This is a genomic window from Granulimonas faecalis (assembly GCF_022834715.1).
In the GTDB taxonomy this organism is placed as follows: Bacteria; Actinomycetota; Coriobacteriia; order Coriobacteriales; family Atopobiaceae; genus Granulimonas; species Granulimonas faecalis.
This window is the reverse complement of record NZ_BQKC01000001.1, coordinates 663,116-688,498: the sequence shown is the minus strand read 5'-3', so window position 1 is coordinate 688,498 and position 25,383 is coordinate 663,116. Positions and strand designations below refer to the sequence as shown.

Annotated in this window: 22 protein-coding genes, 1 tRNA gene and 3 rRNA genes; 12 read left to right on the top strand and 14 right to left on the bottom strand. The window is 68.0% G+C overall.

The window, feature by feature from the left end:
• Positions 1–267: 267 nt before the first annotated feature.
• The 5 genes from rrf to OR600_RS03130 all read right to left on the bottom strand — a co-directional run bounded on the left by rrf (position 268) and on the right by OR600_RS03130 (position 7,128).
• A 5S ribosomal RNA gene (gene rrf, locus OR600_RS03150) occupies positions 268–383 on the bottom strand.
• Between the two features lie 94 nt (positions 384–477).
• Positions 478–3,460 (bottom strand): 23S ribosomal RNA (locus tag OR600_RS03145).
• Positions 3,461–3,755: 295 nt separating this feature from the next.
• Positions 3,756–5,274 (bottom strand): 16S ribosomal RNA (locus tag OR600_RS03140).
• Together the 16S, 23S and 5S rRNA genes form the textbook arrangement of a ribosomal RNA operon.
• Positions 5,275–5,814: 540 nt before the next feature.
• Positions 5,815–6,768 carry a linear amide C-N hydrolase gene (locus tag OR600_RS03135; protein WP_265590629.1) on the bottom strand — a complete coding sequence of 318 codons (954 nt, stop codon included), beginning with the start codon at positions 6,766–6,768 and terminating at the stop codon, positions 5,815–5,817.
• A 78-nt stretch (positions 6,769–6,846) separates the two neighbouring features.
• Positions 6,847–7,128: a hypothetical protein gene (locus OR600_RS03130; protein ID WP_204406849.1), complete on the bottom strand. Its 282-nt coding sequence runs from the start codon at positions 7,126–7,128 to the stop codon at positions 6,847–6,849.
• A gap of 264 nt (positions 7,129–7,392) precedes the next feature.
• Between OR600_RS03130 and OR600_RS03125 the strand changes: the two genes are divergently transcribed.
• Positions 7,393–7,671: a helix-turn-helix transcriptional regulator gene (locus tag OR600_RS03125; RefSeq protein ID WP_204406850.1), complete on the top strand. Its 279-nt coding sequence runs from the start codon at positions 7,393–7,395 to the stop codon at positions 7,669–7,671.
• Between the two features lie 75 nt (positions 7,672–7,746).
• Here OR600_RS03125 and OR600_RS03120 read toward each other — a convergent pair whose 3' ends face one another.
• The 3 genes from OR600_RS03120 to OR600_RS03110 form a co-directional block, all read right to left on the bottom strand.
• Complete coding sequence (locus OR600_RS03120) at positions 7,747–8,418, bottom strand: flavin reductase (RefSeq protein ID WP_265590628.1); 672 nt, start codon at positions 8,416–8,418, stop codon at positions 7,747–7,749.
• Positions 8,419–8,547: 129 nt separating this feature from the next.
• Positions 8,548–9,222: a hypothetical protein gene (locus tag OR600_RS03115; RefSeq protein WP_135978628.1), complete on the bottom strand. Its 675-nt coding sequence runs from the start codon at positions 9,220–9,222 to the stop codon at positions 8,548–8,550.
• A gap of 55 nt (positions 9,223–9,277) precedes the next feature.
• Complete coding sequence (locus tag OR600_RS03110) at positions 9,278–10,069, bottom strand: HAD family hydrolase (RefSeq protein ID WP_251164061.1); 792 nt, start codon at positions 10,067–10,069, stop codon at positions 9,278–9,280.
• Between the two features lie 189 nt (positions 10,070–10,258).
• Here OR600_RS03110 and OR600_RS03105 point away from each other — a divergent pair, with 189 nt between their 5' ends.
• The 8 genes from OR600_RS03105 (at position 10,259) to crcB (ending at position 18,353) form a co-directional block, all read left to right on the top strand.
• Positions 10,259–13,018 carry a phosphoenolpyruvate carboxylase gene (locus tag OR600_RS03105; RefSeq protein WP_135978720.1) on the top strand — a complete coding sequence of 920 codons (2,760 nt, stop codon included), beginning with the start codon at positions 10,259–10,261 and terminating at the stop codon, positions 13,016–13,018.
• A 220-nt stretch (positions 13,019–13,238) separates the two neighbouring features.
• A tRNA-Met gene (locus OR600_RS03100) sits at positions 13,239–13,315 on the top strand.
• Positions 13,316–13,496: 181 nt separating this feature from the next.
• Positions 13,497–14,453: an ABC transporter ATP-binding protein gene (locus OR600_RS03095; protein WP_204407319.1), complete on the top strand. Its 957-nt coding sequence runs from the start codon at positions 13,497–13,499 to the stop codon at positions 14,451–14,453.
• A complete protein-coding gene (locus OR600_RS03090; protein ID WP_251173688.1) occupies positions 14,453–15,223 on the top strand; it encodes an ABC transporter permease in 771 nt (256 codons plus the stop codon). The genes OR600_RS03095 and OR600_RS03090 overlap by 1 nt, the downstream gene beginning before the upstream one ends.
• Position 15,224: 1 nt before the next feature.
• Complete coding sequence (locus OR600_RS03085; protein ID WP_251164060.1) at positions 15,225–15,965, top strand: ABC transporter permease; 741 nt, start codon at positions 15,225–15,227, stop codon at positions 15,963–15,965.
• Positions 15,966–16,026: 61 nt separating this feature from the next.
• Complete coding sequence (locus OR600_RS03080) at positions 16,027–17,262, top strand: sensor histidine kinase (protein ID WP_265590627.1); 1,236 nt, start codon at positions 16,027–16,029, stop codon at positions 17,260–17,262.
• Positions 17,255–17,959, top strand: a complete 705-nt coding sequence (locus OR600_RS03075) for a response regulator transcription factor (protein ID WP_265590626.1) — start codon at positions 17,255–17,257, stop codon at positions 17,957–17,959. Before OR600_RS03080 ends, OR600_RS03075 begins: the two co-directional genes overlap by 8 nt.
• Positions 17,943–18,353: a fluoride efflux transporter CrcB gene (gene crcB, locus OR600_RS03070; RefSeq protein WP_239652453.1), complete on the top strand. Its 411-nt coding sequence runs from the start codon at positions 17,943–17,945 to the stop codon at positions 18,351–18,353. Before OR600_RS03075 ends, crcB begins: the two co-directional genes overlap by 17 nt.
• Before the next feature lie 58 nt (positions 18,354–18,411).
• Here the strand turns inward: crcB and OR600_RS03065 are convergent, their stop codons facing one another.
• On the bottom strand, positions 18,412–18,834 hold the full coding sequence (locus OR600_RS03065) for a YjdF family protein (RefSeq protein WP_251164058.1): 423 nt from the start codon (positions 18,832–18,834) through the stop codon (positions 18,412–18,414).
• A 209-nt stretch (positions 18,835–19,043) separates the two neighbouring features.
• Positions 19,044–19,415 carry a hypothetical protein gene (locus OR600_RS03060; protein WP_204406890.1) on the bottom strand — a complete coding sequence of 124 codons (372 nt, stop codon included), beginning with the start codon at positions 19,413–19,415 and terminating at the stop codon, positions 19,044–19,046.
• A gap of 146 nt (positions 19,416–19,561) precedes the next feature.
• Here OR600_RS03060 and OR600_RS03055 point away from each other — a divergent pair, with 146 nt between their 5' ends.
• Positions 19,562–20,416, top strand: a complete 855-nt coding sequence (locus OR600_RS03055; protein WP_251164057.1) for an HAD family hydrolase — start codon at positions 19,562–19,564, stop codon at positions 20,414–20,416.
• 146 nt (positions 20,417–20,562) lie between these two features.
• On the opposite strand, the gene OR600_RS03050 is transcribed toward OR600_RS03055, so the two are convergent.
• On the bottom strand, positions 20,563–21,714 hold the full coding sequence (locus OR600_RS03050) for a toxic anion resistance protein (protein ID WP_265590625.1): 1,152 nt from the start codon (positions 21,712–21,714) through the stop codon (positions 20,563–20,565).
• Between the two features lie 9 nt (positions 21,715–21,723).
• The gene (locus tag OR600_RS03045; RefSeq protein WP_204406893.1) at positions 21,724–22,926 is read right to left on the bottom strand and encodes a 5-bromo-4-chloroindolyl phosphate hydrolysis family protein; all 1,203 of its coding nucleotides are present in this window, start codon (positions 22,924–22,926) and stop codon (positions 21,724–21,726) included.
• 126 nt (positions 22,927–23,052) lie between these two features.
• On the opposite strand from OR600_RS03045, the gene OR600_RS03040 reads away from it, so the two are divergent.
• Positions 23,053–23,754, top strand: a complete 702-nt coding sequence (locus tag OR600_RS03040; RefSeq protein ID WP_265590624.1) for a DUF554 domain-containing protein — start codon at positions 23,053–23,055, stop codon at positions 23,752–23,754.
• A gap of 91 nt (positions 23,755–23,845) precedes the next feature.
• Here OR600_RS03040 and OR600_RS03035 read toward each other — a convergent pair whose 3' ends face one another.
• On the bottom strand, positions 23,846–24,028 hold the full coding sequence (locus OR600_RS03035; protein WP_135978640.1) for a hypothetical protein: 183 nt from the start codon (positions 24,026–24,028) through the stop codon (positions 23,846–23,848).
• 47 nt (positions 24,029–24,075) lie between these two features.
• The gene (locus OR600_RS03030; RefSeq protein ID WP_135978641.1) at positions 24,076–24,681 is read right to left on the bottom strand and encodes a hypothetical protein; all 606 of its coding nucleotides are present in this window, start codon (positions 24,679–24,681) and stop codon (positions 24,076–24,078) included.
• Between the two features lie 246 nt (positions 24,682–24,927).
• Here OR600_RS03030 and OR600_RS03025 point away from each other — a divergent pair, with 246 nt between their 5' ends.
• Complete coding sequence (locus OR600_RS03025; RefSeq protein WP_168354106.1) at positions 24,928–25,371, top strand: protease inhibitor I42 family protein; 444 nt, start codon at positions 24,928–24,930, stop codon at positions 25,369–25,371.
• The last annotated feature ends 12 nt before the right edge of the window (positions 25,372–25,383 follow it).

The window sequence follows — 25,383 nt, the reverse complement described above, 5'->3', positions numbered from 1 at the left end:
TCTGCACAGATTAGGGCCTAATCATGAGGACAATCGGACGAGCGCCCAATGGGGTCCGCGAACGGTAGTGCCTTATTTTAGATATACGGACAGTTATCTGAGCATATGGTAATAGCTCTTACCAGCTAAAAACATAGGGACAAAAAGAAAGGGCCGTCCCAAGGACGGCCCACAAAAGATGAATGTAGGGGGCTGCGAACCGGCGCCTGAAGCAAGAGGGGCCCCGGAGGGCCCCTCGAGGGTTCGCGCTGTCCCGCGCCCGTCGCTGGTCGGCGGCGTCCTGCTCTCCCACCGGCTGGACCGGCAGTACCATCGGCGCTCGGGGGCTTAACTTCCGGGTTCGGCATGGGACCGGGTGTTCCCCCCCTGCCATGGCCGCCGACCGGCGACGGGCGCGGGGAGGGCGGGTCGCCTCCGCCCCCTCAGGGCCGCACAGCGACGCGAAGCGCTCGTCTCGCACCGTCCCGGGTAAGAATGGGGGGCAAGAGCTCGGCCTATTAGTACCGCTCGGCTGAGGCGCTCGCGCGCCTTGCACCTGCGGCCTATCGACCTCGTGGTCTTCGAGGGGCCTTACCGGAAGGGAGAACTCATCTCAGGACCGGCTTCCCGCTTAGATGCTTTCAGCGGTTATCCGAACCGGACTCAGCTACCGGGCCGTGCCGTTGGTCGACAACCCGTTCACCGGAGGTCCGTCCACCCCGGTCCTCTCGTACTGGGGGCAGCCTCCTTCAATTCTCCTACGCCCACGGAGGATAGGGACCGAACTGTCTCACGACGTTCTGAACCCAGCTCGCGTACCGCTTTGAATGGCGAACAGCCATACCCTTGGGACCTGCTCCAGCCCCAGGATGCGATGAGCCGACATCGAGGTGCCAAACCTTCCCGTCGATGTGGACTCTTGGGGAAGATCAGCCTGTTATCCCCGGAGTACCTTTTATCCGTTGAGCGACGGCCGTTCCACGCCGGGCCGCCGGATCACTAGAGCCTGGTTTCCCACCTGCTCGGCCTGTGGGCCTCGCAGTCGAGCCTGCTTATGCTCTTGCACTCAAGAGGACGGTTGCCGACCGTCCCGAGCAGACCTTTGCGCGCCTCCGTTACTCTTTAGGAGGCGACCGCCCCAGTCAAACTACCCACCAGGCACGGTCCCCGGGCCGGTTCACGGTCCCGGGTTAGGATGCCAGAGCGACGAGGGTGGTATTCCAAGGGCGACTCCCCGCAGGCTGGCGCCTGCGGTTCTCGGTCTCCCACCTATCCTCTACACGTCGGACCGGCAGCCAATGCCTAGCTGCAGTAAAGGTTCACGGGGTCTTTCCGTCCTTCCGCGGGTAAGTCGCATCTTCACGACTAGTGCAATTTCACCGGGTCCATGGTCGAGACAGCGCCCAAATCGTTGCGCCTTTCGTGCAGGTCGGAACTTACCCGACAAGGAATTTCGCTACCTTAGGACCGTTATAGTTACGGCCGCCGTTTACCGGGGCTTGGGTTCGCCGCTTCGCGCCCGGAGGCGCTGACGGCTCCCCGTGACCTTCCGGCACCGGGCAGGCGTCAGACCCTATACGTCGTCTTACGACTTCAGCAGAGTCCTGTGTTTTTGGTAAACAGTCGTTTGGGCCTCTCCACTGCGGCTCCCCCGGGCTCCGGACGCGAGGTCCATCACCTGGGGGAGCGCCCCTTCTCCCGAAGTTACGGGGCCATTTTGCCGAGTTCCTTGACCATGGTTCTCCCGATCGCCTTGGTATGTTCTACCCACCCACCTGTGTCGGTTTGCGGTACGGGCCCCCAGGGGCTCGCTAGAGGTTTTTCTAGGAAGCACGGGCTCACTCGCTTCGCTCAATCGCTTCGTCGGCCGCCTCACCCCTTGGCGGGGCGCGCGTTTCACAGCGCCCCGGGCTACGCGGCTTCGCGGGGACGTCCAGAACCCCGTCGAGCCACCCCTCTCCGTCACCCCGTCGCTGATAGCGCCCCTCGGGGGGTGCAGGAATGTCTGCCTGCTGTGCATCGGCTACGCCTTCCGGCCTCGCCTTAGCCCCCGACTGACCCTGGGAGGATTAGCCTCGCCCAGGAAACCTTGGGTTCACGGCGGCGGCGTTTCCCACGCCGCTCTCGTTACTCATGCCAGCATTCTCACTTCCGCGCGCTCCACCGGTCGGTCGCCCGCCGGCTTCGCCGCTGCGCGGAAAGCTCCCCTACCACCGGACGCTGGGTCCGGTCCGCCGCTTCGGCGCCGTGCTTAGCCCCGTGTATTGTCGGCGCATGTCCACTCGACCAGTGAGCTGTTACGCACTCTTTGAATGGATGGCTGCTTCTAAGCCAACATCCTGGTTGTCTGGGCAGACGCACATCCTTTGCCACTCGGCACGGACTTGGGGGCCTTGGCGGGCGGTCTGGGCTGTTTCCCTCTCGAACGCGCGGCTTAGCCCACGCGTTCTGACTCCCGGCCTCTCGACCGTCGCCATTCGGAGTTCGGTTGGGGTTGGTAGGCGGTGAGGCCCCCGCGCCCATCCGGTGCTCTACCTGCGACGGTAAACGGCCGAGGCTAGCCCTAAAGCTATTTCGGGGAGAACGAGATATCTCCGGGTTTGATTGGCCTTTCACCCCTACCCACAGGTCATCCCCCCAGTTTTCAACCTAGGTGGGTTCGGCCCTCCACGGGGTCTTACCCCCGCTTCAGCCTGCCCATGGGTAGCTCACCCGGCTTCGCGTCTGCGTCGCGCGACTGGAACGCCCGTTTCGGACTCGCTTTCGCTGCGGCTCGCTTCCAAGCTAAACCTCGCCGCGCGGCGCAACTCGCTGGCTCATTCTACAAAAGGCACGCCGTCACACCCCGAAGGGGTGCTCCGACTGCTTGTGGGCGCACGGTTTCAGGTGCTGTTTCACTCCCCTCCCGGGGTGCTTTTCACCTTTCCCTCACGGTACTGGTCCGCTATCGGTCACAGGAGAGTGTTTAGGCTTGGAGGGTGGTCCCCCCTGCTTCCCACCGGGTTTCACGTGTCCGGCGGTACTCAGGGTGCGCGACGCGCAGCCGGGGCGGGTTCGCCTACGGGGCTCTAACCCTGTGCCGCCGGCCTTCCCATGCCGTTCGGCTCCCGTCCCGGTTTGTCACTGCGCCGGGGGCCGGCAGGCCCCCGATGCGCGCCCCTGCAACCCCGGCGGCGCAAACCCTGCCGGGTGCGCGCGCTCGCCGGTTTGGCCTCTTCCCCGTTCGCTCGCCGCTACTGGGGGAATCTCTGTTGATTTCTCTTCCTCCGCCTACTTAGATGTTTCAGTTCGGCGGGTTGTCCCCCGCCGGCCTATGGGTTCGGCCGGCGGGCGGCAGGCGTCTCTTCCTGCCGGGTTCGCCCATTCGGAGATCCGCGGGTCGCAGGCCATGTGCGCCTCACCGCGGCTTATCGCAGCTTGTCACGTCCTTCGTCGGCTTCCTGTGCCAAGGCATCCACCGTGCGCCTTTTCCATCTTGCCCGCCCCCCGCGCGGGTGCGCGGGGGGCTCGCTTTCTTAACGCTGGTGTGCTTTCTTGTGCAGTTGCACATACCCGGGCCCCAGGGAGGGGCCCAGGCGATCAGATGCGACCCCTCCCCCTTGGGGGGAGGGGATTGCTTCGCGTGCTATGCGGCTCTCAAGGTGCGGAGGGACGGGCCCTCGGGACCGGGTGCCGCGGCGCCTCGGGTGCGCGGGGAGACGGCGGCCCACCGGCCGGGCGGGCCCGGCTGCGTGAGCTTCGATGAAAAGTGATTCTAGAAAGCTTGTTCTCCCTAGAAAGGAGGTGATCCAGCCGCACCTTCCGGTACGGCTACCTTGTTACGACTTCACCCCCCTTACCCTCCACACCTTAGGCGCCTCCCCCCGCGGAGCGGTTGGGCCGGCGACTTCGGGTGCAGACGACTCGGGTGGTGTGACGGGCGGTGTGTACAAGGCCCGGGAACGCATTCACCGCGGCGTGCTGATCCGCGATTACTAGCAACTCCGACTTCACGGAGGCGGGTTGCAGCCTCCGATCCGAACTGGGGCCGGCTTTGAGGGATTCGCTTCCGCTCGCGCGGTCGCAGCCCGTTGTGCCGGCCATTGTAGCACGTGTGCAGCCCAGGACATAAGGGGCATGATGACTTGACGTCGTCCCCACCCTCCTCCGGCTTGACGCCGGCGGTCCCGCGCGGGTGCCCAACTGAATGCTGGCAACACGCGGCAGGGGTTGCGCTCGTTGCGGGACTTAACCCAACATCTCACGACACGAGCTGACGACAGCCATGCACCACCTGTCACCGCTCCTCTCGGCCACGGCGTCTCCGCCGCTTCACGGTGATGTCAAGCCCTGGTAAGGTTCTTCGCGTTGCTTCGAATTAAGCCACATGCTCCGCTGCTTGTGCGGGCCCCCGTCAATTCCTTTGAGTTTTAGCCTTGCGGCCGTACTCCCCAGGCGGGACGCTTAATGCGTTGGCTGCGGCACGGAGGGCAGGTCCCCCCACACCTAGCGTCCATCGTTTACGGCTAGGACTACCAGGGTATCTAATCCTGTTCGCTCCCCTAGCTTTCGCGCCTCAGCGTCAGTCGTGGCCCAGAAGGCCGCCTTCGCCGCCGGTGTTCTTCCCAATATCTGCGCATTCCACCGCTACACTGGGAATTCCGCCTTCCCCTACCAGACTCAAGCCTGCCGGTATCGGGGGCGGACCGGGGTTGAGCCCCGGTATTTGACCCCCGACCTAACAGGCCGCCTACGCGCGCTTTACGCCCAATGAATCCGGATAACGCTCGCCCCCTACGTATTACCGCGGCTGCTGGCACGTAGTTAGCCGGGGCTTCTTCTGCAGGTACCGTCACCGTGAGGGCCTCGTCCCTGCTGAAAGCGGTTTACGACCCGAAGGCCTTCGTCCCGCACGCGGCGTCGCTGCGTCAGGCTTCCGCCCATTGCGCAAGATTCCCCACTGCTGCCTCCCGTAGGAGTCTGGGCCGTGTCTCAGTCCCAATCTGGCCGGTCGGTCTCTCAACCCGGCTACCCATAATCGCCTCGGTGGGCCGTTACCCCGCCGACTAGCTAACAGGCCGCGGGCCCATCCCCTCCCGTCTGGGCTTTCCCGGGCCGGCCATGCGGCCGTCCCGGAGTATCCGGTATTACCCACGGTTTCCCGAGGCTGTCCCGGTGGAGGGGGCAGGTTGCCCACGTGTTACTCAGCCGTTCGCCACTCTCGGCGGGGCCCGGAGGCCCCGCTTCCCGTTCGACTTGCATGTGTTAGGCGCGCCGCCAGCGTTCATCCTGAGCCAGGATCGAACTCTCCGTTCGGACACGCGGCGCCCGCTGGCGCCGCGGTGCGTGTCAGATGGAGCCCGACCCGGCCGATGATCCGCCGATCGTCGGATCCACAAGGAAATGACAGGTTCGCTCGTTTCCCGGCGGGGTCTCCCCCGCCGCGAGGAACCATCCTTAATGGTCTGTCTCCCCGCGGCCCCCAAAGGCCGCGGTATCCGGTTCTCAAGGTCCGTCGCGCCGGGACCACCAGGCGGTGGGTGCCGCGGCGCGAGAAAGAACAATACAGTGCTTGGGGCCCCATGCCTTCGAGAATCTCGGAATAGGTTTTCCCCTCATTTTTCCTTCACAAAGACGAGGGGGCATCATTCGTGCTCGTGCCGGCGTACAACGGCGACAGCGCACTACCACTATGCCTTGCCCCCTGTGATTTACCGTGCTGATGCCGGCAAACGGCACCGTTCTGTCGGCAAGCGAGCCCCATGGATGCGAAGGGGCGGCGCACCGGGAGGGTGCCCCGCCCCCGAGGGACGTGCCGTATGGGGCGCGCCGTTCGATACGCGCCGCAGGGCACCCCTAGACGGCCGCCACCTTGGCGAGGCCGTCGACCCCCCTGCAGTCGTCGAAGGTGACGGTGCGCAGAGCCGGGTCCTCGTAGGTGCTGTAGTAATACGTCTTGCTGGCGGAGGAGTAGCCCCCCGTGTAGAAGGTGTACTCGAAGTCGCCAGACTCCTGGCGACAGTGGCCCTTGACCATCGAGACGGCCCCGAGGGTCCTGAAGAGGCGCGCGACGTTGGCCTTCTCCCCCTCCTCGTCGGGATAGAGGGCGTTGAGGATGGCGACGCAGACGAAGCGCGAGATGGCGGAGGGGTCGCCAGGCAGGCCCATCATCGAGGGACCGACGCCCATGGCGGTGAGGTGCTCCTCGCGCAGGGTGACCTCGGGGGTCCAGGCGTTGTCGAGGTGCACGTAGTTGCGCATGTTCTCGCAGTGGAACCTGAACTCGGGCTGGTTGGTGAGGACGTCGAAGCCGTCGTGGCTCACCTTGAGGCCGTCGGCGTCCTGCTCGACGACGATGGAGCGCTCGGCGTCGGCGACGAACCAGTGGAGGGAAGAGGGCTCGAGGGCCGAGGAGAAGCTGTCGTTGGTGATCGCGGCATCGGCGAGGGCCTCCTCGACCTCGTCGACCGAGGAGAACGTCCCGCACACCCAGAGCGGCATCTCGAAGCTGGCGATGTTGGTCTTGCCCTCCTCGGGGTCGCGGTAGACGCCGAAGCCACCCGCGAACGAGAGCCCGGCACAATAGAGGCCGTCCTCGTTGGCGCAGTCGAAGAACAGGGGCATGCCCTCCTCGACGATGGACATGCCGATCAGGCCGGTGCGCGTCTTGAACGTGCCCTCGTGGCGCGACCGCCACTCCCAGCCGGCGGGGACGGCCACAGGGCCCTCGCCGTAGCTGACGCCCCAGTCGTAGTTACGACCGCAGTACAGATGACCCTCGGGGTCGCAGAACCGGACCGCTGTGCACATCGCAAGCCGCCTTTCCCGGGCCCGGCCCGGACTCGTCCCGATGCTTGGCGGCTCGTACCCGTATGGCAGCGGCGCAGACTACCAGCAGTAGCTTCTGCCGAACTGGTCCACAAGCTCGCGCACCTCGTCGTCGGAGCAGTCGATGCCCAGACCGCGGATGCGCTCGGGGAGCTCGCCTTCCGAGGCGAGGAGCAGGGAGTCGAGGCACCGCTGGTTGGTGCGGGCGCACTTGAGGGCGGCAAAGAGGCTCTTGACGAGCGCCTCGGCGCTCACCTCCTCCTCGGCGTCCATCTGGTCGAGGGCGAGTCTCGCCTCGTAGGCGATGTCGGAGGAGTCTACGGAGAAATCCCGGGCCTTCATCTGCGGACCTCCCTATGGGGTGACGGCTTAGGGCGCACGTCTCCGCGCGCTGGGAGGGCTATCCCCCCTTTTTTGGGACCCGTAGCGCTCCCATGGGGACCATCCCCGACTCGCCCCATACCTGATACGTCTCGCAAGGAAACTGGAAGGGGCCTTGAGGGGAGACGTATGGAGAGGGTCCCGTTGTCCATTGAGCTAGGAGCACACAAATTGCTAACCGGTGGTTAGTGGATGACCCACCCGGCCTCGCCCATCTTCAGAGCCATGAAAGATTCTGCTTACACCACGTTTCTCGCAGGGCTCGGCCGCAGGCTCGGCGCCGTGCGACGCTCCCGCGGGCTCTCCCAGGAGCGCGTGGCGCAGATGCTGGACATGGACCGCGTCTCCATCGGCTACATCGAGCAGGGGCGCCGCTCGCCGCGCCTGGCCACGCTCTACCGCTTGGCCACGCTCTACGACGTCCGGGTCACCGACTTCTTCGACTTCGAGGAGACCGCGGACGAGGTCCTGGGGCGTCTCGTCGACGACGGGCCCGAGGCCTGAACCCATGTACAAGACAAGGGAGGGGCCGCGCCTCGACGGGCGCGGTCCCTCCCCCGTTCCCGCTTCGGGTCGCCCCTACTCGTGGTCGTGGTGGCAGCAGCCCTCGCCGTGGTCGTGGCCATGCCCGTGGCAGCAGCCCTCGCCGTGGTCGTGGCCATGCCCATGGCAGCAGCCGTCACCGTGGCCGTGGTCGTGGCCGCAGCCGCAGCCCTCGTCGCCCTCGTCGTCGAACATGTCGGCAGCGAGGTACATGTGCTCGACGGACCCCACGTACAGGGTGTGGAGGTCGTCGTCGGGATAGTTTTCGCCGTAGACCTCGGGTGCCGTGAAGCAGGCCTTGTCGAGCTGCTGGGCGTAGAGCTTGTGGCAGACGATGACGAGCTGGGCCTCCTCGAAGGCCATGGAGCCGTCCACCTGCATGGGGAAGAGGCCGGCGTCGAGGACCTTGTCGGTGTCGCGGCCGCTCGTGGAGCCGCAGACCTTGAGGGCGTCGCGCCGCTCCTCCCCGAAGAAGCTCAGCGTGAAGTCGTCGGACCGGTCCACGAACTCCTTGGTGTAGCGCTGCGGGCGGATGAAGCACGTGGCGACGGGGCGGTCCCAAAGGACACCGAGCCCACCCCACGACGCGGTCATGGTGTTGAAGGCGGAGTCGTTGCCCGCGGTGACCAGCATCCAGTCGTCGCCGATCAGCTCGAACGGGTTGAACTGCAGGTCCTTGGGGTCGATTTCGACGAACTCTCTGGGCATTGTCCCTCCTTGTAGACGATGGGCGGCCCGGCCGGGTGCGGCGGTCGCCCTGCAGGTGCTTGCCCCTGCGACGGGCCCGCCCGTCGCGGCGCCGGCACCCTCCATGGTCCCAGCTTAGCCAAAACCGGGCTACGGCCCCACGGTGACGGACGCCACGGCGGCCTTGACGGCGGCGACGACGGCGGCGGGGGCGTCGGGGGACCAGGCGCCTTCGACGACGTGAACCTTGCCGCCGTCGGCCAGCAGGAGCTCCGTGCCCTCCATGCCGTCCTCCCGCACAGGGAGCGTGGCGCGCCACAGGCCGTCCGCGCCCCGCTCGACGGCCACGTCGGCGTCAGCGGAGCCGCCCTCGGCCGACGAGACGGTGCGGGCGAGCGCCTCCATGTCGTCGGCCGAGGAGACGGACGGCACGGGGCCCATGGCACTCGCCTCGGCGGTGTCGGCGGTCACGCGGGCGACGCTGCCGTCCGACGTGGGGGAGGCCCCCTTGACGCCCGCGATGTCGACCTCCGCCCAGTTGTCGGGGACCCGCACCGTGACCCCGCCCGCGGAGAGGGACGTGAGCGTCCTGGACGGATCGGGCACGGACCCGCCGGACGCCCCGTCGGAGGCCCCCGCCGACCCAGACCCGCCGTCGGCCGACGCGGAGCCGCCCGGGGACCCGAGCGGCGAGAAGACGTCGAGGCCGAACGCCACTGCGAGCACGGCCGCCACGGCGACCACGGCGGCCACGGGCAGCCAGCGCCGCCAGCGCGCCGCGGGGGCTCCCCCGTCCCGGCCTTCCCCGATATGCCTGTCGTCCATGGGCCCTCCTGCCGCCGGCTCTCGTCCCAGGGACCCTACCCGCCCCGGCGCCGGCCTAGCGCGGGACGGCCCCCGATGTGGAGACGAGCCCCTCCAGGGCGCGGGCGACCCCGTCCTCGCCGCAGGGGCCCACCACCCAGCGGGCCCGTTCGAGGACGGCGGGCTTGGCGTCGGCCACCGCGCAGGAGTTGGGGAACGCCCCGAGGACCTCGAGGTCGTTGTCGGAGTCGCCGAAGACGAGCACCTCGTCGGGGGCGGCGCCCACCGCCTCGGCGAGGGCCCGGGCGCCGGTGGCCTTGGAGCAGCCGGCCGCGAGCACGTCGAGGATAGGCCGGCTGCGGGTGGGGCTCACGAGGTCGAAGGCCGGGTACAGGGCGGAGAGGTGGTCCGCGGCCGCCCCGAGGTCCGCCCCCTCGGGCAGGTGGATGTTGGCCTTGGTGAGGCCGGCCAGGGCCCCCTCCCCGTGGCTCGCGAGCCAGGGGCCGTCCACGACGACGAACTCCCCGGGCAGGCCCGGGAGCCCGCACACCCCGAGCTCGCCGATGCCCTCGCGCCGCACCCTGAGGGCGAGGTCGGCGAGGGCCGCCGGGTCGTAGAAGCGGGCGTGGACGCGCTCTCCGTCGAGGTAGGCGACCATGCCGTTGTCGAACACGCCGGACCGGTACAGGTCGCCCGTGCCCGGGCCGAAGAGCCCCGGCAGGTGCGCCGGGGAGCGCCCGGTGCAGGGGCCGAAGACCGCGCCGTGGGCCATGACGGCGCGGATGGCGGCCGCCGCGCGGCCGGTGAGCCCGGAGCGGGGCGTGTCGAGCAGGGTCGCATCAAGGTCGGAGAGGACGAGCCTTATCAACGTTTTCCTCCATAGGAAGGGGCCTGGGGTCACCCCACGATTATAGGGACGGCCCCGTAGCTGCATGGAGCCTGACAGCGGGCCCATCCCCCTGAAACAGAGGCGACACGGTCTTGGGGTACAGTCTTCGGCGCATAGGTGAACCCTTTGGACGAGGAGTTTGGCGTGACCCAGACCGAGACTCACCCTATGGAGCGGCTGAAGGACGACGGGATCGACACCCCCGAGCGGCAGGTGGCCGCGGAGCGGGCGCTCGACCTCATCGACATCCCCGACGAGCTCAAGCACAACATGATGTTCTTCCTGCACCTCGTGCGCGAGGTGCTCGACGAGTACGACGGCGGGCTGCTCAACCTCTTTGACCGCCTGCTCGTGGACGCCGTGGTGGTGAACCTTCCCGTCACGGCGAGCCGCACGGAGATCTCCCCCCTCCTCGGCCGGTACTCCGCCGACGACGCCTTCGAGGACGCTGTGGCCACCCTCGACGAGCTGCCCGTCGACCGCGCGACCATGCTCGTGCGCGCCTTCACCGTCTTTTTCCACCTCGCCAACATCTGCGAGGAGGACTACCGCGTCCACAGCCTCGACGCCCGCGAGGCCGCCGTGGCCACCACCGAGGCCGAGGACCCCGTGAACGAGCTCACGGTGGGCTTCCACCACCTGATCGACGAGCGCGGGCGCGTGAAGGCGCAGGGCATCCTCGACCGCCTGGAGTTCCGCCCCGTGTTCACGGCGCACCCCACGGAGGCCCGGCGCAAGGCCATCGAGGGCAAGATCCGGAGGCTCTCCGCGCTCCTCGACGAGCGCGGCCGCCTCCACGGCATCAACCTCTTCGAGAACGAGCGGCAGATGAAGCAGGAGATCAGCGCCATGGTGCGCACCTCCCCCATCTCCCACCGCAAGCCCACGCCCGTCGAGGAGGCCGACACCGTCATCGACATCTTCGACAGCACCCTCCTCGACGCGGTCCCCGAGGTCTACCGCCGGTTCGACGACTGGGAGCTGGGCCCCAAGGCCGGCGCCGTGCCCCCGATGTGCCCGGCGTTCTTCCACCCGGGCAGCTGGATCGGCTCGGACCGCGACGGCAACCCCAACGTCACCGCCAAGGTGAGCCGCCTCGTGGCCGAGAAGTACCGCCTCCACGCCGTCAAGACGCTGGCCGCGCGCTGCGCCGAGGTGGGCCGCAACCTCACCCTGGACAGCACCTACACCAAGCCCTCCCGCGAGCTCGCCAACTTGTGGAACCACCAGGTGGAGATGAGCGAGGTGCTCACCTCCAAGGCCGCGGGCATGTCCACCCGCGAGACGCACCGTGCCGTCATGCTCGTGATGAGCGAGCGGCTCCTGGCCACGGCCACCCGCACGGCCGACATCATGTACCGGTCCGTGGACGAGTTCCTCGACGACCTCCGCGTGGTGCAGCGCTCCCTCGAGGAGGCCGGCGCCCGCCGCGAGGCCTACGGCCCCCTGCAGAAGCTCGTCTGGCAGGCGGAGACCTTCGGCTTCTCCCTCGTGGAGATGGAGTTCCGCCAGCACTCCCTCGTGCACCGCCGCGCCCTCGAGGACATCCGCGAGCACGGCCGCTGGGGCGAGCGCGGCGAGCTCGAGCCCATGACCCAGGAGGTGCTCGACACGTTCCGCGCCATCGGGTCCATCCAGCGCAAGAACGGCGTCGACGCCGCCCGCCGCTACATCATCTCGTTCACCCAGAGCGCCGAGGACGTGGCCAACGTCTACGAGCTGGCGCGGCTGGCCTTCGCCCATTCCAAGGACGTGCCGCAGCTGGACGTCATCCCGCTCTTCGAGCAGGTGGAGGACCTCGAGCGTGCCGTGGACACCCTCGATCAGATCGTCGAGCTCCCGGATGTCCAGCGCCGCCTTGAGCAGACCGGGCGCCGGATGGAGGTCATGCTCGGCTACTCCGACTCCTCCAAGGACGCCGGCCCCACCGCCGCGACCTTCGTGCTCAACACCGCCCAGGAGGCCATCGCCCGCTGGGCCGAGCGCAACGCCATCGACCTCGTGCTCATGCACGGCCGCGGCGGCGCCGTGGGCCGCGGCGGCGGCCCTGCCAACCGCGCGGTGCTGTCCCAGCCCAAGGGGTCGGTCAACTGCTGCTTCAAGCTCACGGAGCAGGGCGAGGTCATCTTCGCCCGCTACGGCAACCCCACCCTGGCCCGGCGCCACATCGAGGGCGTGGCCGGCGCCACCCTCGTACACGCCAGCACCTCGACGCAGCAGGTGAACGGCGAGGCGGGCATCGAGTTCGCCGACCTCGCCCAGACCCTCGAGGACGCCTCCACGGCCAAGTACGCCGAGCTCCTCGGCACGGACGGCTTCGTGGAGTGGTTCTCCCAGGTGACGCCGCTGGCCGAGATCGGCCTCCTGCCCATCGGCAGCCGTCCGGCCAAGCGCGGCCTGGGCGCCAAGTCGCTCGACGACCTCCGCGCCATCCCTTGGATCTTCTCGTGGTCCCAGGCGCGCCTCAACCTGGCAGCCTGGTACGGCCTCGGCACGGCCTGCGAGACCGTGGGCGACCTCGAGCTGCTCCAGGAGGCCTACCGCCGCTGGCCGCTCTTCACCACGTTCATCGACAACATCGAGATGTCGCTCGCAAAGACCGACGAGCGCCTGGCCCGCATGTACCTCGCCCTGGGCGACCGAGACGACCTGGCCGAGACCGTGCTCGACGAGATGGCCCTCACCACCCGTTGGGTCCTGGCTATAACCGGCAACGAGTGGCCCCTGGAGAAGCGCCGCGTCCTCGGCCCGCTCGTGCGCATGCGCCGCCCCTTTGTGAACGTGCTCTCGCTGGCCCAGGTGCGGGCCCTCGACCGCCTGCGCTCGAAGGAGGGCGACGAGATGGGCGACGAGGAGCGCGCCGAGCTCACCTACCTCATCCTCTGCACCGTGAGCGGCGTGGCCGCCGGCCTCCAGAACACGGGGTGAGAGACGGGTTCAGAGTGGGCAGACAAGGTACCGGGTTGGTTTGTCACCGCGCCTGAAAACGATTGAGGGTGCCCCTATTCGCTTTTTGGCGAGCTCTCGGCGAGCTCCTGGTGCTTTCAGTCGGAGATGAGATATGGAGGAGAAGTGAACGACCTTCGGCGATTGACAGGCACGCCCGAGCGGTGTAATGTTCCTTTTTGCGCTGAGGCGCACCAATTATTGCGGGGTGGAGCAGTCTGGTAGCTCGTCGGGCTCATAACCCGAAGGTCGTAGGTTCAAATCCTGCCCCCGCGACCACACGTTCACGGGCGGTCGATTTTATCGGCCGCCCGTTTTTTGTTGCCCCGATCGCCCTCGCCTGCAGACCCGCTCGGCGAGCCGTCATCCTCGGATGACAACCGTCCAAACGACCCCTCCTCTCTCGACAGGCCAATCGACAATTGCGCCGTATCGATCCTGTGAGAGGAAGGAGAAGCCGATGGCAGCCATGAAACCCGAACTCGGCAACAGCGCAGGCACAGCCTTGGCTGTATCCACTGAGGGCCTCACCAAGCGCTATGGCGACACCTGCGTGGTGGACCACGTCGACCTCGCCGTGCCAGAGCACGCGGTCTACGGCTTTCTCGGCCCCAATGGGGCAGGCAAGTCCACCACCATGAAGATGCTCCTCGGCCTTGTCCACCCGAGCGAGGGGGCGGCCACGGTTCTTGGCTGCCCCCTTCTCCCGGAAAACCGCCTCGAAGTGCTCCGGGGCGTGGGCTCGCTCATCGAGAGCCCCAGCTGCTACCCCAGACTCACCGCACGGGAGAACCTTGAGATCGTGCGGCGACTGAGAGGCCTGCCCAAATCAGAGATAGACGAGGTACTCGCCATCGTGGGGCTTGACGGCCCCGCAGTGCACAAAAAGGCGGCCGGCAACTTCTCCCTCGGCATGCGCCAGCGCCTCGGCATCGCCGCGGCGCTCATGGGAAAACCGCCCCTGCTCCTGTTGGACGAACCCACTAACGGGCTCGACCCCTCTGGCATCCACGAGATCCGCGCCCTCGTGAAGTCGCTTCCCCACCGCTTTGGCATGACGGTCGTCGTGTCGTCGCACCTGCTCTCGGAAATCGACCAAATGGCCGACCACGTGGGCATCATCAACCGCGGGCACATGGTCTGGCAGGGCGCGCTCGAAGACCTCCACGCCATGGGGCGCCGATGGATCGCGCTGAGGACCACAGACAACCGTTTGGCCGCGCAGCTCCTGCCCGGTGCGGAAACAGACCCGAACGACCGCTCTTACCTGAGGATCAAGGCGGTTGACGACCGCGAGGCGGCACGGGTCTCGCTGGGCCTTGCAGGCCGAGGCGTAGGCATCGTGCGCATGGAGGGGCACGAGGAAACGCTCGAGGACATCTTCTTGAGGCTCACCTCTTTGAAGGAGGTGCTCTGATGGCTTCCAACAGCCGGGGCCTTCGCATGGGATCCCAGGTTGCCCTTGAGTTCAGCAAGCTGCGGCACCGCCACCTCGTAGCCGTCTGCATCGCCATGGTTGCCTTTGTGCTCTTGTGGTTTGGAAGCCAGGGGGCGAAACAGGTCGTGCGCTCGGACGACTACCGGACCGTTCTCTACAGCCTCCCCCAGATAAACGCCGTGATCCTACCCCTTCTCTCCACGGTGGTCGCCTCCACGGTCTGCGACATCGAGAACCGGACGAACAAGTGGAAAGAGCTCCTCACCATAGAACGCGCCGACAGCCTCTTCTGTGCCAAATGGCTCACCTGCGCCATCCTGCTCGCGGCAACGGTGACAGGCGAGGTAGCGGCCACGACGGCCCTCGGCGTCATGCTCGGGTTCGACCCCGTCCCCTTGGGAGAGGCGGCGGTCCTCTGGGCGTCGACGCTCGGGGTCTGCCTCTTCGTCTCCACGGTGGTCGAGGCCATCTGCTTCTTTGCGAACAACCAGTTCCTCCCCGTGGCCACAGGCATCGTGCTGTCGTTTCTCGGCCTGTTCTCCCTTTACCTGCCCCCTGCCGTCAGCATGTTCGTCCCCAGCGCCTATTTTGGGCTCCTGTCAACGGTGAGCATGACCTATGACGCGGCGTCCGGCTCCATCATCTGGGGCTCGGTGCCTTGGCCCCTGTGGCGGTTCTTGTTGGTTGCCGTGATCACTGCCGCCGCCTTTTTGCTCTCCTTGCGCGTCTCTTCAAGAAAGGAGCTCTAAAATGCTCGTCGCCTCCATCCAAGCGGAGCTTGTGAAACTCCGCCGCTCCCCTGTCTGGGTTGCCTTTGTGGCGCTACCGGGTCTTTCCGCCCTCATCGGCAGCGCAAACTACACGGCGAACCTCGAGGTCATCACGCCCGGATGGGAGAATCTGTGGACCCAGCAGACGCTCTTTGTCTGCTACTTCTTCCTGCCGGCCCTGCTCGGCGCAGGCTGCTCGCTCCTCTGGCGCCAAGAACATCAGGGGTCAAACTGGAACGAGTTCATGGTCCAGCCCGTCTCAACGCTCGACCTTGTGCTGGGCAAGCTCTGCGCAGGGTCGCTCATGGCAGCCACCGCGTTCGCGTCCATCCTCGTCTTCTACGGGTTTTCCGGCGTGCTTCTGGGGGTGCCTGGGCCATTTCCCACGGCCCAGGTGACAACCTACCTCGGCCTTGGGCTCCTTGGCTCCATCGTCATCGTCGCCGTGCAGCTTTTCATATCCATGCTGATAAGAAGCTTCGCGACCCCCGTGGCCATCGCGCTCGGGGGCGGCGTGTGCGGCCTCGTGGCCACGATGGGCGGCTTCGGCTGGATTTGGCCGTACTCCCTCATGCAGTCCGGCATGAACTCCAACAACCTCGTCGACCTCTCGAGCGGCACGATCCTGCAAGTCGTGGTCGCCTCGGTCCTCTACATAACGGCAGCGACGGCAGCGGCCTCGACCTGGCTCGGTCGGCACGACATCGTTGCGACGCTCTGAGCCGACAGCCCGCAGAACGGCCTTGTGGGACCATAGGGCGATGCAAACGAAAGGGGTCTCCATGGGCGGCGTGCTTGACGGCATCGCCAATCGCTGGTTCCAGTCCCCCTGGACGTCTGTGGCCGTGCCGGTGGGCTGTGCGCTCTGGGATGCGGTCGCGCTCACCCGGTTCGCGTTCCTGCTTCCCTTGGGCGCAGACGTTTCCAACCTCTGGATTCTCAACGCGTGCGCCACCGGCATGCTTGTCTGCGTTGCCCTGAGAAAGGCCTTCCCCTTGGCGTCGATTCTCGCCGCCAGCCTCCTTATGGCAGTGGCGTCTCCCGTTGACGCCGGGGCCTGCACCGGGGTGCCCGCGCTCGTTATGGTCTTCTACCTGGCGTCCCAGGGCACTGCGACAACCGCCGCCATAGGGATTGCGGCTGCCGCGGCGGCCTTCTGCCTCCCCGTCGCCTTCATGGGGGACGAGCGGCTCGTCCTTGCCCACACCATGGCCATGGCCCTCGTAGCGGCCGCGGCGCTTGGCCTGAGGACGGCGCTCGCACGGAGCCAAGCACAGCGGGAGGTCGTGGCCGAGCACACCATGGCAGAGAGGCTCACAGAAGAACGCGACCGCATGGCCGCCGAGCGGGACGAGGCAAAGGAGCGCAGCCGCATCGCGGCGGAGCTTCATGACTCGGTGGGCCACGACCTCACGGCCATCATCGCCTTGGCCGAGGGCCTTTCGGGCGGCACGGGCGACGAGACCCTCGACGAGGCCGTCACCGCCATCGACCGCCTTGCCCGGGAGGGCCTCAACGACACCCGCAAAGCGGTGCGGCGGCTCTCGGCGCTTCACGGGTCGAAGCAACGCGCCCCTTCGCCTGTCGCCGTTGGCGAGCCCGCGCTCAGGGACTGGGACGACATCTCCTCCGTGCTCGACAACGCCCGCGCCGCAGGGGTCGCCGTCGCCCTCATTGAGACCGGAGTGCGCACGGAGGGAGCAAGGCGTCAAGCGGACACCGTGTTCACAGTGGTGCGCGAGGCCCTCACCAACGCGCTGCGCCACAGCGACGACCTCCGCCGCATCACGGTCTCTTTGGATCACGGCGAAAACGGCACCTGCGCCGTCGCGGTGCGCAACGACGGGGCCGCGGCGCAGGGCAGAAAAAAGCGGGGCACAGGTCTTCGACATCTGGAAGATGCCGTGACAGGCTGCGGCGGATCCTTCTCGTGCGGCCCCGGTCCTGACGGAGGATGGGAGGTCCTCGCGACCGTGCCTTTAGAAGGGCGCCCAGGGAAAGGAGGGGCCGATGGCTGAGACGATAAGCGTGCTGCTCGTGGACGACCAGCCCGAGACGAGGCTCGGCTTCTCCCTCATGATGCGGCGCGACCCGACCTGTGCGGTATGGGGTCAGGCCGACAACGGCAGGCAGGCAGTGGACGCCTTGGAGCGCGCCTCTGCCGCCGGCCGGCCGCTCCCCGACGTCGTGCTCATGGACGTGCGCATGCCGACCATGGACGGGATCGACGCCTGCGCCCTTATCTGCTCGCGGCACCCCGACGTGCGCGTCTTGATCCTCACCACCTACGACGAGGACGACTATGCCTTCGGCGGCCTCGAGGCGGGAGCGTCGGGCTTCCTGCTCAAGGACGTGACCTCGCGTGACCTCGTGAGGGCCGTCCGGGCCGTCGCCGACGGGGACGCGGTCCTCACGCCACGGATCACCCGAGCAGTCATCGAGCGCGGCATCCCCAGGGTAACGCCGGACTCCGAGAAAGAGCGCCTGCGGCGGGCGTTTCGGCGACTCACCGACCACGAGCTGCTCATCTGCTCCCTCATCGCCGACGGGCTCTCCAACGCCGAGGTGGCGGAGCGCCTGACGATCCAGACGGCCAGCGCCAAACGGGCCGTTTCCCGGATTCTCGCGAAGCTGGCCATGCGGGACCGCACCCAGGTGGCGATAGCATGGTACCGGGCCGAGATGGAGGAGCCCCCGGATGCTGCAAGGCACTGAGGGCCAGCGGAAGACGGGGGCCGCGATGATCGACGTGCTGTGTGTTGCTGCGGGCGGGGCCGTGGGGTCTGTGGCCCGCTACCTGCTTTCCTGCGTGCCGGTGCCCGGGGCCTGGCCCACAATGACGCTGATTACAAACTTTGTAGGAGCCGTGCTCATCGGCATCGTCGCCGGGCTCGCGCCCGCGCGGCTCTCCCCCCATGCCACCCTCCTCCTCAAGACCGGTCTCTGCGGTGGGTTCACGACCTTCTCCACGTTCTCGCTGGAGACCGTGACGCTCTGGCAGCAGGGTCGCACGGGGCTCGCCTGCCTCTACGCGGCGGCCTCGGTGGGGCTGTGCGCGGCAGGCGTCCTCGTCGGCCAGGCCGTGGCCGGCTCGCTGGCCCGGGGTTAGGCAGGCGCCGGACACTGGGCGGGGGCGGGCGGCAGAGGTGCCCGGACCGGGCCCGGCGTCAGCGGCCGCGGTGGCGGCGCTTCCGGCGCTCCTTGCGAAGCTCGTAGCGGGCCTCGGCATCCACGGCCTTGCGGTCGCGTTCGCGGCCCTTGCGCTCCCGCGCACACGCCTCCCGCTGGCGCGCCAGGGCCTCCTGGGCCTTGGTGGATGGGCCCCGGTCACCGAGGGTGCGGGCGACCTCGCGCTGACGGCGCTTGGGGTTTGTGGGCAGCGGGTCCTGCGGGCGGCCCTCCCCCATGGGAAAGCGGATGGACGACCACCGCGCCAGCACGAACCGGTGCAGCTCCTCGGCGGACGGCTCCGCCCCGAAGACCTGCCGCACGCACCCGTAGTGACTGCCGTCGACATGCTCCATCAGGCCCACCCAGAACTGGCCGTCGAAATAGACGGTGAGGGTGGACGACGTGCCGGTCATCCCCATGGCGATCCTCCTTTATGTGGTGGCGACGCGTTGGAGAAGGGACAACCAAGGAGGCAGGTTACTGGCGGCGTGGGCCGCGCCCCGACTACCCGACGGGGCCGTGTTTTCATCTCCGTGAGCCGATGGTAACAAAGGGAGGGGCCCGGCGGCAGGCGGCCGCCGCCGGGCGGATGCGGGAGGCAGAAATGTCCGGCCGAGGCAACAGGGGGTCAGGCCTGGCGGAAGAAGCGCTTGCCGAGGAGGCGGCCGGTACCGGCACTCGGGCCCCAGCTGATGAGTCCACCGTCGTCGTAGACGCCGTGGGAGTCCATGCCTTCGACCTCCACGCCCTCCACGTGCTCGTCGAGGGCGGAGAGCGAGAAGGCGTTGAGGAAGCGGCCGTCCAGCACCTCGCGCCAGTCGTGCCCAAGGCCTCGGGACACCGACTCCAGATCCCCCATGACAAACAGCCCACGCGCAAGGCAGGTGCCGTCCGGGTCGTCGGGAATCTCGGGAAAGTGCTTGAGCACCCACTCCTCAAACATCCAACGAATCTCGTCGGGAAGGCAGGGAATGCGTGACGCACCGTCAATGGACAGCATGACAAACCTCCCATCAGCCAAAAGGAGACGCCTCTTACATTATCGTATCTCGATATATTCAGGCAAGATTAAGACTAGGGCCACCGGTCCCCGTCACAGCCTCGCTCGCTAAAATGGGGCGGTTGGACACTGCAGGAAAGGATGCCATGGCCCACCTTCACACCCCGCTCGTCGCCTTCTTTGACATCGACGGCACCCTCATCGACTCGGACCCCGAGTCCTACGCCAAGGCGCAGGCGCCCGGGGCCACCGTTGAGGAGCAGGAGCGCGTTTTTCTTCCCACCCCTGCCGTGCGCGAGGCCGTAAAGGAGTTTGTGGACGCAGGCAACTTTGCCTTCCTCTGCTCGGGCCGGCCGCCCTCGGGCCTGGCCCTCCTGATGGAGCGTGTCCCCTTCTCCGGCTACGTGGCCCTGGCGGGCGCCCTGGGCGAGATGGAGGAAAAAGAGCTGTTCTGCCACAGCGTCGATGCGGCCCTCATGGCCCGGGTCATCGAGATCTTCAACGAGTGCTCCGTGGCGGCACTGCTTGAGGGAACCCGGGGGTCCATGGTGTTCATGCCTGCCGGCGAGCACCCCGCCATCGACCTGTCGGTGCCCGTGACCCGGAGCGTCGAGAAAACCCTGGCCGCCATCGAGGACCTCTCCCTCGTCAAGGCCTTCTGGATGGCCGAGGAGAACGGCCGCCTCGCGCCGCGCCGGGCCGAGCTGGCGGAGCGGTTCCGCATCAGCGACCTGGGGGTGGGCGGTTTCGAGCTCACGGTTCCCGAGATCTCCAAGGCGAGCGGCATGGCCGACGTCCTGGCAGCCCTGGGCACCCACGGCACGGTCTACGGCTTCGGCGACTCCGAGAACGACGTCACCATGCTCGAGGCCGCCGACGTGGCCGTGGTCATGGACAACGGCGTGGCGTCCGTGAAGGAGCTGGCAGACGTCATTGCCCCGCCGGTCTTTGCAGACGGAGTCGCCACGATGCTGCATAGGATTCTCGCGGGAGAGCTGTAGGGCCAGGACCGCAGGAACGGTATGCGTACGATAAAGGGGACGGTCGCCAACAAGACGGCCGTCCCCTTTCGTTCGTCGGTACTCTCCAGCGCTTTCAGGCGCGCAAAGGGCACGCAATCGGACGCCGTCGGCCGGCACCGACGGCCCTAGCCGCGGACCTCCAGCAGCTTCTTGCGGAGCTCGGCCTCCATGGCGCGGAGCTCGGCCTCGGCCTCGGCGCGCTTGGCGCGGCCCTCCTGCTGGATCTGCATGACCTCGTCGAAGGTCTGGATGAGGCTCTCGTTGGTGACCTTGAGGGTCTCGATGTCCACGATGCCGCGCTCGTTCTCGCGGGCGATCTGGGTGGTGGACGTCTTGAGCATCTCGGCGTTCTTCTTGAGCAGGTCGTTGGTCATGTCGGTGACCGTGGTCTGCGCCCTCACGGCGGCGTCGGCGTTGGCAATGCCCAGGGCCAGCACCATCTGGCTCTTCCACAGCGGGATGGTGTTGACGACGGTGGTCTGGATCTTCTCCACCATGAGCATCTCGTTGTTCTGGACGAACCGGATCTGGGGCGCCGTCTGCATGGCGATGGTGCGGGTGAGGTCGAGGTCGGAGAGCTTCTTCTCGAAGCGGTCGCAGGCGGCCGTGAGCTTCTGCACCGCCTCGGCGTCCTCGGTGCGGCCCGTGGCGCGGGCCTTCGCGGCGAGCTCGGCGAGCTGGCCGGAGCGCACCTCCTCCAGCTTCTTTCGGCCCGCCAGGATGTACATGGTGAGCTCTTTGAAGTACGTGAGGTTGAGGTCGTAGAGCTTGTCGAGAATCTTGGCGTCCTTCATGAGGGTGAGCTGCTGGTCCTTGAGGTGCCCCACGATCTTGTTGACGTTGTTCTCGGCCTTGTCGTACTTGGCCGTGAGGGCCTCCACGCGGCTGGCCCCGCGCTTGAAGATGCCGAGGAACCCGCGCTCCTCCCCCACCTCGAGGCTGCGGAGCTCGCCCACGACGTCGGTGATGAGCTCGCCCACCTCGCCGAGGTCCTGGGTGCGCACCTTCTCGAGGGCGCTCTGGGAGAAGTCGGCCATCTTCTTCTGGGCGCCGGCGCCGTAGGAGAGCACGAGCGCGGAGTCGGCGAGGTCGATCTGCTTGGCGAAGGCGTCCACCTGGCGGCGCTCGTCGTCGGAGAGGAGTTCCTCGTCGAGGGAGGCCACGGGGACCGCGGCCTCTTCCTCCTCCACGGCCACGAGGGGCTCGTCGCCGAGGTCGGGGCTGAGGGTGAGGGTGGGTACGGGCTCGCCCGCGAGGGCGTCGAGCTGGTCGTCCATGGGTACCTCCTAGTCCTTGGCGGCCGGGCCGCCGCGATCGATGAGACCTTCCTGGGCGAGGACATCGTTGAGCACGGAGATGTCGGCCGAGACGTCCCAGGTCATGTCGCGGAAGATGGTGTCGAGGAGGCGCTCGTAGGCCACCGCGAGGGTGTCGAGCGTGCCCTCGATCTCCTTGCGCGACGTGGAGATGTTGACGCCCTGCACCGGCTGCTCCTCGAGGTCGTCGTAGGCCTTGAGGAGCTTGACGGTGATGGGCAGGTAGTAGTTCATGAAGCGCTCGAGGTCGTCGGCCACCTCGGGGTGCTCGGACGCGTAGGCGAGGATGTTGGTGGCCACGCACTGGATGCGGTCCACCTTGGCCGACACGGCGTCGTCGTCGATGGCCGCGTTGGCCTCGTCGAGCTCCGACAGGTAGGCGGCGCCGCGCCGCAACAGGGGGCGCACCTCCTCGGGGGCGTCGTCCACGGAGAACGGCGCGTCCCCGGCATCGGCCGCCGGGGCGGGCCCCACGGGCTCCACCTTGGCCTCCACCCGCTGCGCCCGGCTGGCGCGGCGGGCCTCGGCGGCAGCGCGCTCCTGCTCCTCCACCGCGGCGAAGGCGGTCTCGGTGACCGCGAGGGTGCGACCCGAGGACGACAGGCGCCCCTCGCGGAGGAGGCCCTTGACGATGAGTCGCCGGGCGTCGGCCCGGACGGCATCGGCCTTGCGGCCCACCTGGTGGCAGAGCTCCGCGACGGTGCAGGCCTCGCGACTGCCGATGACGCGGCGGTAGGCGTCGAACCGCCGGGCGAGGGAGAGCCGGTCGACGCCCCCGCGCAGGAGGCCCACGGACAGGAACAGGAACACGGCGAGGATGGCCACCAGCCCCATGTCCATCAGACGGAGCGCCAGGGCGCCGAGGATCCCCAGGACGAACGTGATGGCGAACATGGCGCCGAGGAACGCGGCGACGGCGCCCGTGACGCGGAGGCCGGCCGCGGAGCCGTAACGGGCCGCCACGCGCTCCCGGGCGACGCGCTCCTCCTCCTTGCGACGAGCCTCGGTCATGGAGGTCGCCACGGCCTCCTGGGCCTTGCGCACGCCCTCCCCCGCCGCCGCGGCGGTGCGCTCCACCATGGTGCGGAGCTCGGCGAACTCGCGGCTGTCGATGGCGTCCTGGACCATCGACCCCAGCGACTGGAAAACGTCCTTGTCCCCGTTGTCTGCCATGGGAGCCTTTCCGCCGGGCGCACAGGGCGTGCCCGATTTCCTAGAATGGAAGGTGCTTTTTCAGCAGCCATTGTAGTCTACCCGCCCCATCCGACCATGCCCGGGGCACGGGGAGGGGCGGTTTCCTTGGTTATACTCGGCGCCTTGGTCAACGGAGCGCTCACCGTGGCCGGCGGCGTGGCGGGGCTCGCCCTGCGGCGCCGCGTGTCCCAGGGGCTGGGCGACTTCCTCATGGAGGGCCTGGGGCTCTGCGTCATCCTCGTGGCCGCGGGCGGCATGACCGGCTCCACCCCGGTGCTCGCGGTGGTGGCCTCCGTGGTGCTCGGCAGCCTCCTGGGTCGGGCGCTGGACATCGAGGGCGCCCTCAGGCGCCTGGGGGACCGGGTGCAGGACGCCCTGGCCCACCGCTTCCGGGGCTCGGCGGCCATGGGCCGCTTCTCGGAGGGGTTCGTCGCGGCCACGCTGTTCATCTGCGTGGGCTCCATGGCCGTCGTGGGGTCGCTCCAAAGCGGTCTCTCGGGCGACCACTCGACGCTGTTTGCCAAGGGTGCCATCGACATGGTGGTGGTGGCCGTCATGGCCGCGTCCATGGGGGTGGGCGTGCCCTTCTCGGGAATCTGCGCCTTTGCCTACGAGGCGCTGCTCAGCGCGGGCGCGAGCCTGCTCTCCCCCGTGCTCACCGACGCCGTCATCTCGGCCATGACGGTCACGGGCTCGCTGCTGCTCCTGGCCGTGGGCCTCAACATGCTCGGGGTCACCCGCATAAAGGTGGCCGACATGCTGCCGGCGGCGTTCGTCCCGGTGTTGTTCGCCCCCTGGCTGGGATAGCGGCCGGCAAGGTGCCGCCGGGTGCCCAACGGCACCCGCGACGTCCCGCCCCCAGGCGCCCCCACGGGCCCCCGGGGGCGGGACGCGCCGTCTAGAAGCGGCGCGCGGTCTCCCCGCGCCCGCCCGCCGAGAGGACCTCCTCGGCCTCACGCGCCGCGAGGGCGGCCTCGTCGGGGACCGCGGCCTCCTCGTCGGGAGACCCCTCGACGGTGGGGAGCCCCTGGTCGCAGGGGTCGAACTCGGTGCCTCGGTAGGGACGGTCCTCGGATGCCACGGCCCTCTCCTTCCCGCCCGATCGGGGCGTCTGGGGTTTCCTGGGGCCTATGCCCGATGTCGGGCCGGTTTTTTCGCCGCCGCAGGCGAAGCCGCGGAATCTGCGGGTATCCCGTGGCGCCCGAGCACCTCCACGGGCGGCACGGAGTCGCTGGGCCTGAGCCCCGCGTCGCCGCCGTGCTCCCAGAGACGGCCCTCAAGGGCGCGGAAGGGCGCCGTCACCACGGGCACGCAGCCATGGTCGAAGGGCCCGGTGCCCGCGCCCACGAGCGTGAGGACGTAGGGAGCCAGGACGAACGAGGCAACCTGCCAGCCCACGCCGGCATGGAAGCACTCCGCCACCGCAGCCACGCACCAGGCGTAGCAGACCCACACGACGGCGGCGGGCACCACCCAGAACTGCTGGAGGAAGCCCGTGGGCATGGCCCAGAAGGCGCCCACGGCGGCGACCCCGGCGAGGGCGACGCCAAAGAGGAGCACGCAGCGCGCGGAGCGGAACAGGAGGTAGGGGCCGTAGAGCGGCACGAGGAAGAGCCAGGGCCTCTCCCCCATGCGGCCGAGCGCCCGGCAGCCGCCCACGAAGAACAGCACGACACCCACCACGGCGACCGCGACCGCCAGGCCCACGAGGGCCGAAAAAGCGATGACGCCCATAGAACCTCCCACCGGTGCGCCCCGGGCCGCGTCGCCCGGGGCCGTCCCCCTCTCGGACTCATTCCCCGATTATGGCGGGACCTGCGCGCCATGGGCAACAAGGTGCGGGGTGCGCAGGAACGGCATCCAAGGTACGTGGCCGTCCTGTGGTCAAACGACGGGGGCATTGTGGAACCGTCCCGACCGTGTCTCATCGGGACCGGCGATGCCACACCATGGGGCAAGGCAGAGACGGGAGGGGGCACCATGGGAAAAGGGAGACGGGCCTTGGCGGTCGTGGGCACGGTCGCCGTCGCCGGCGCGCTCTGCGGCCTCGCGGTCTTCTCCAAGTCCAGCTACCCCACGATCACGGTGCAGCTGCCCGCCAACCGGGCGGCCGGTTACACCTGGGTGTGCTCGGTGAAGCCGGAGGGCTCCTTCGTCACGGTGGACACGCGCTACGCCCCCGAGAACGTCGACGACCCGGACGGCGGCGGCGTGGAGACCTTCGTCCTCCAAAGCCGGAGCCAGGGGACGTCGCAGGTGTCGTTCGCCTGCGTCGACGGCGACGACGGCACCATCGACTCCACGGCCACCTACGAGTTCACCACCGACGGCTCGACCATCCAGAGCAGCGGCACCACGGCCGACATCTCCGACGCCCTCATGGCGCCCTTCACGGCGGGGGGCGCCTCGGAGAGCGCCGCATAGGAAGGCCCCGAA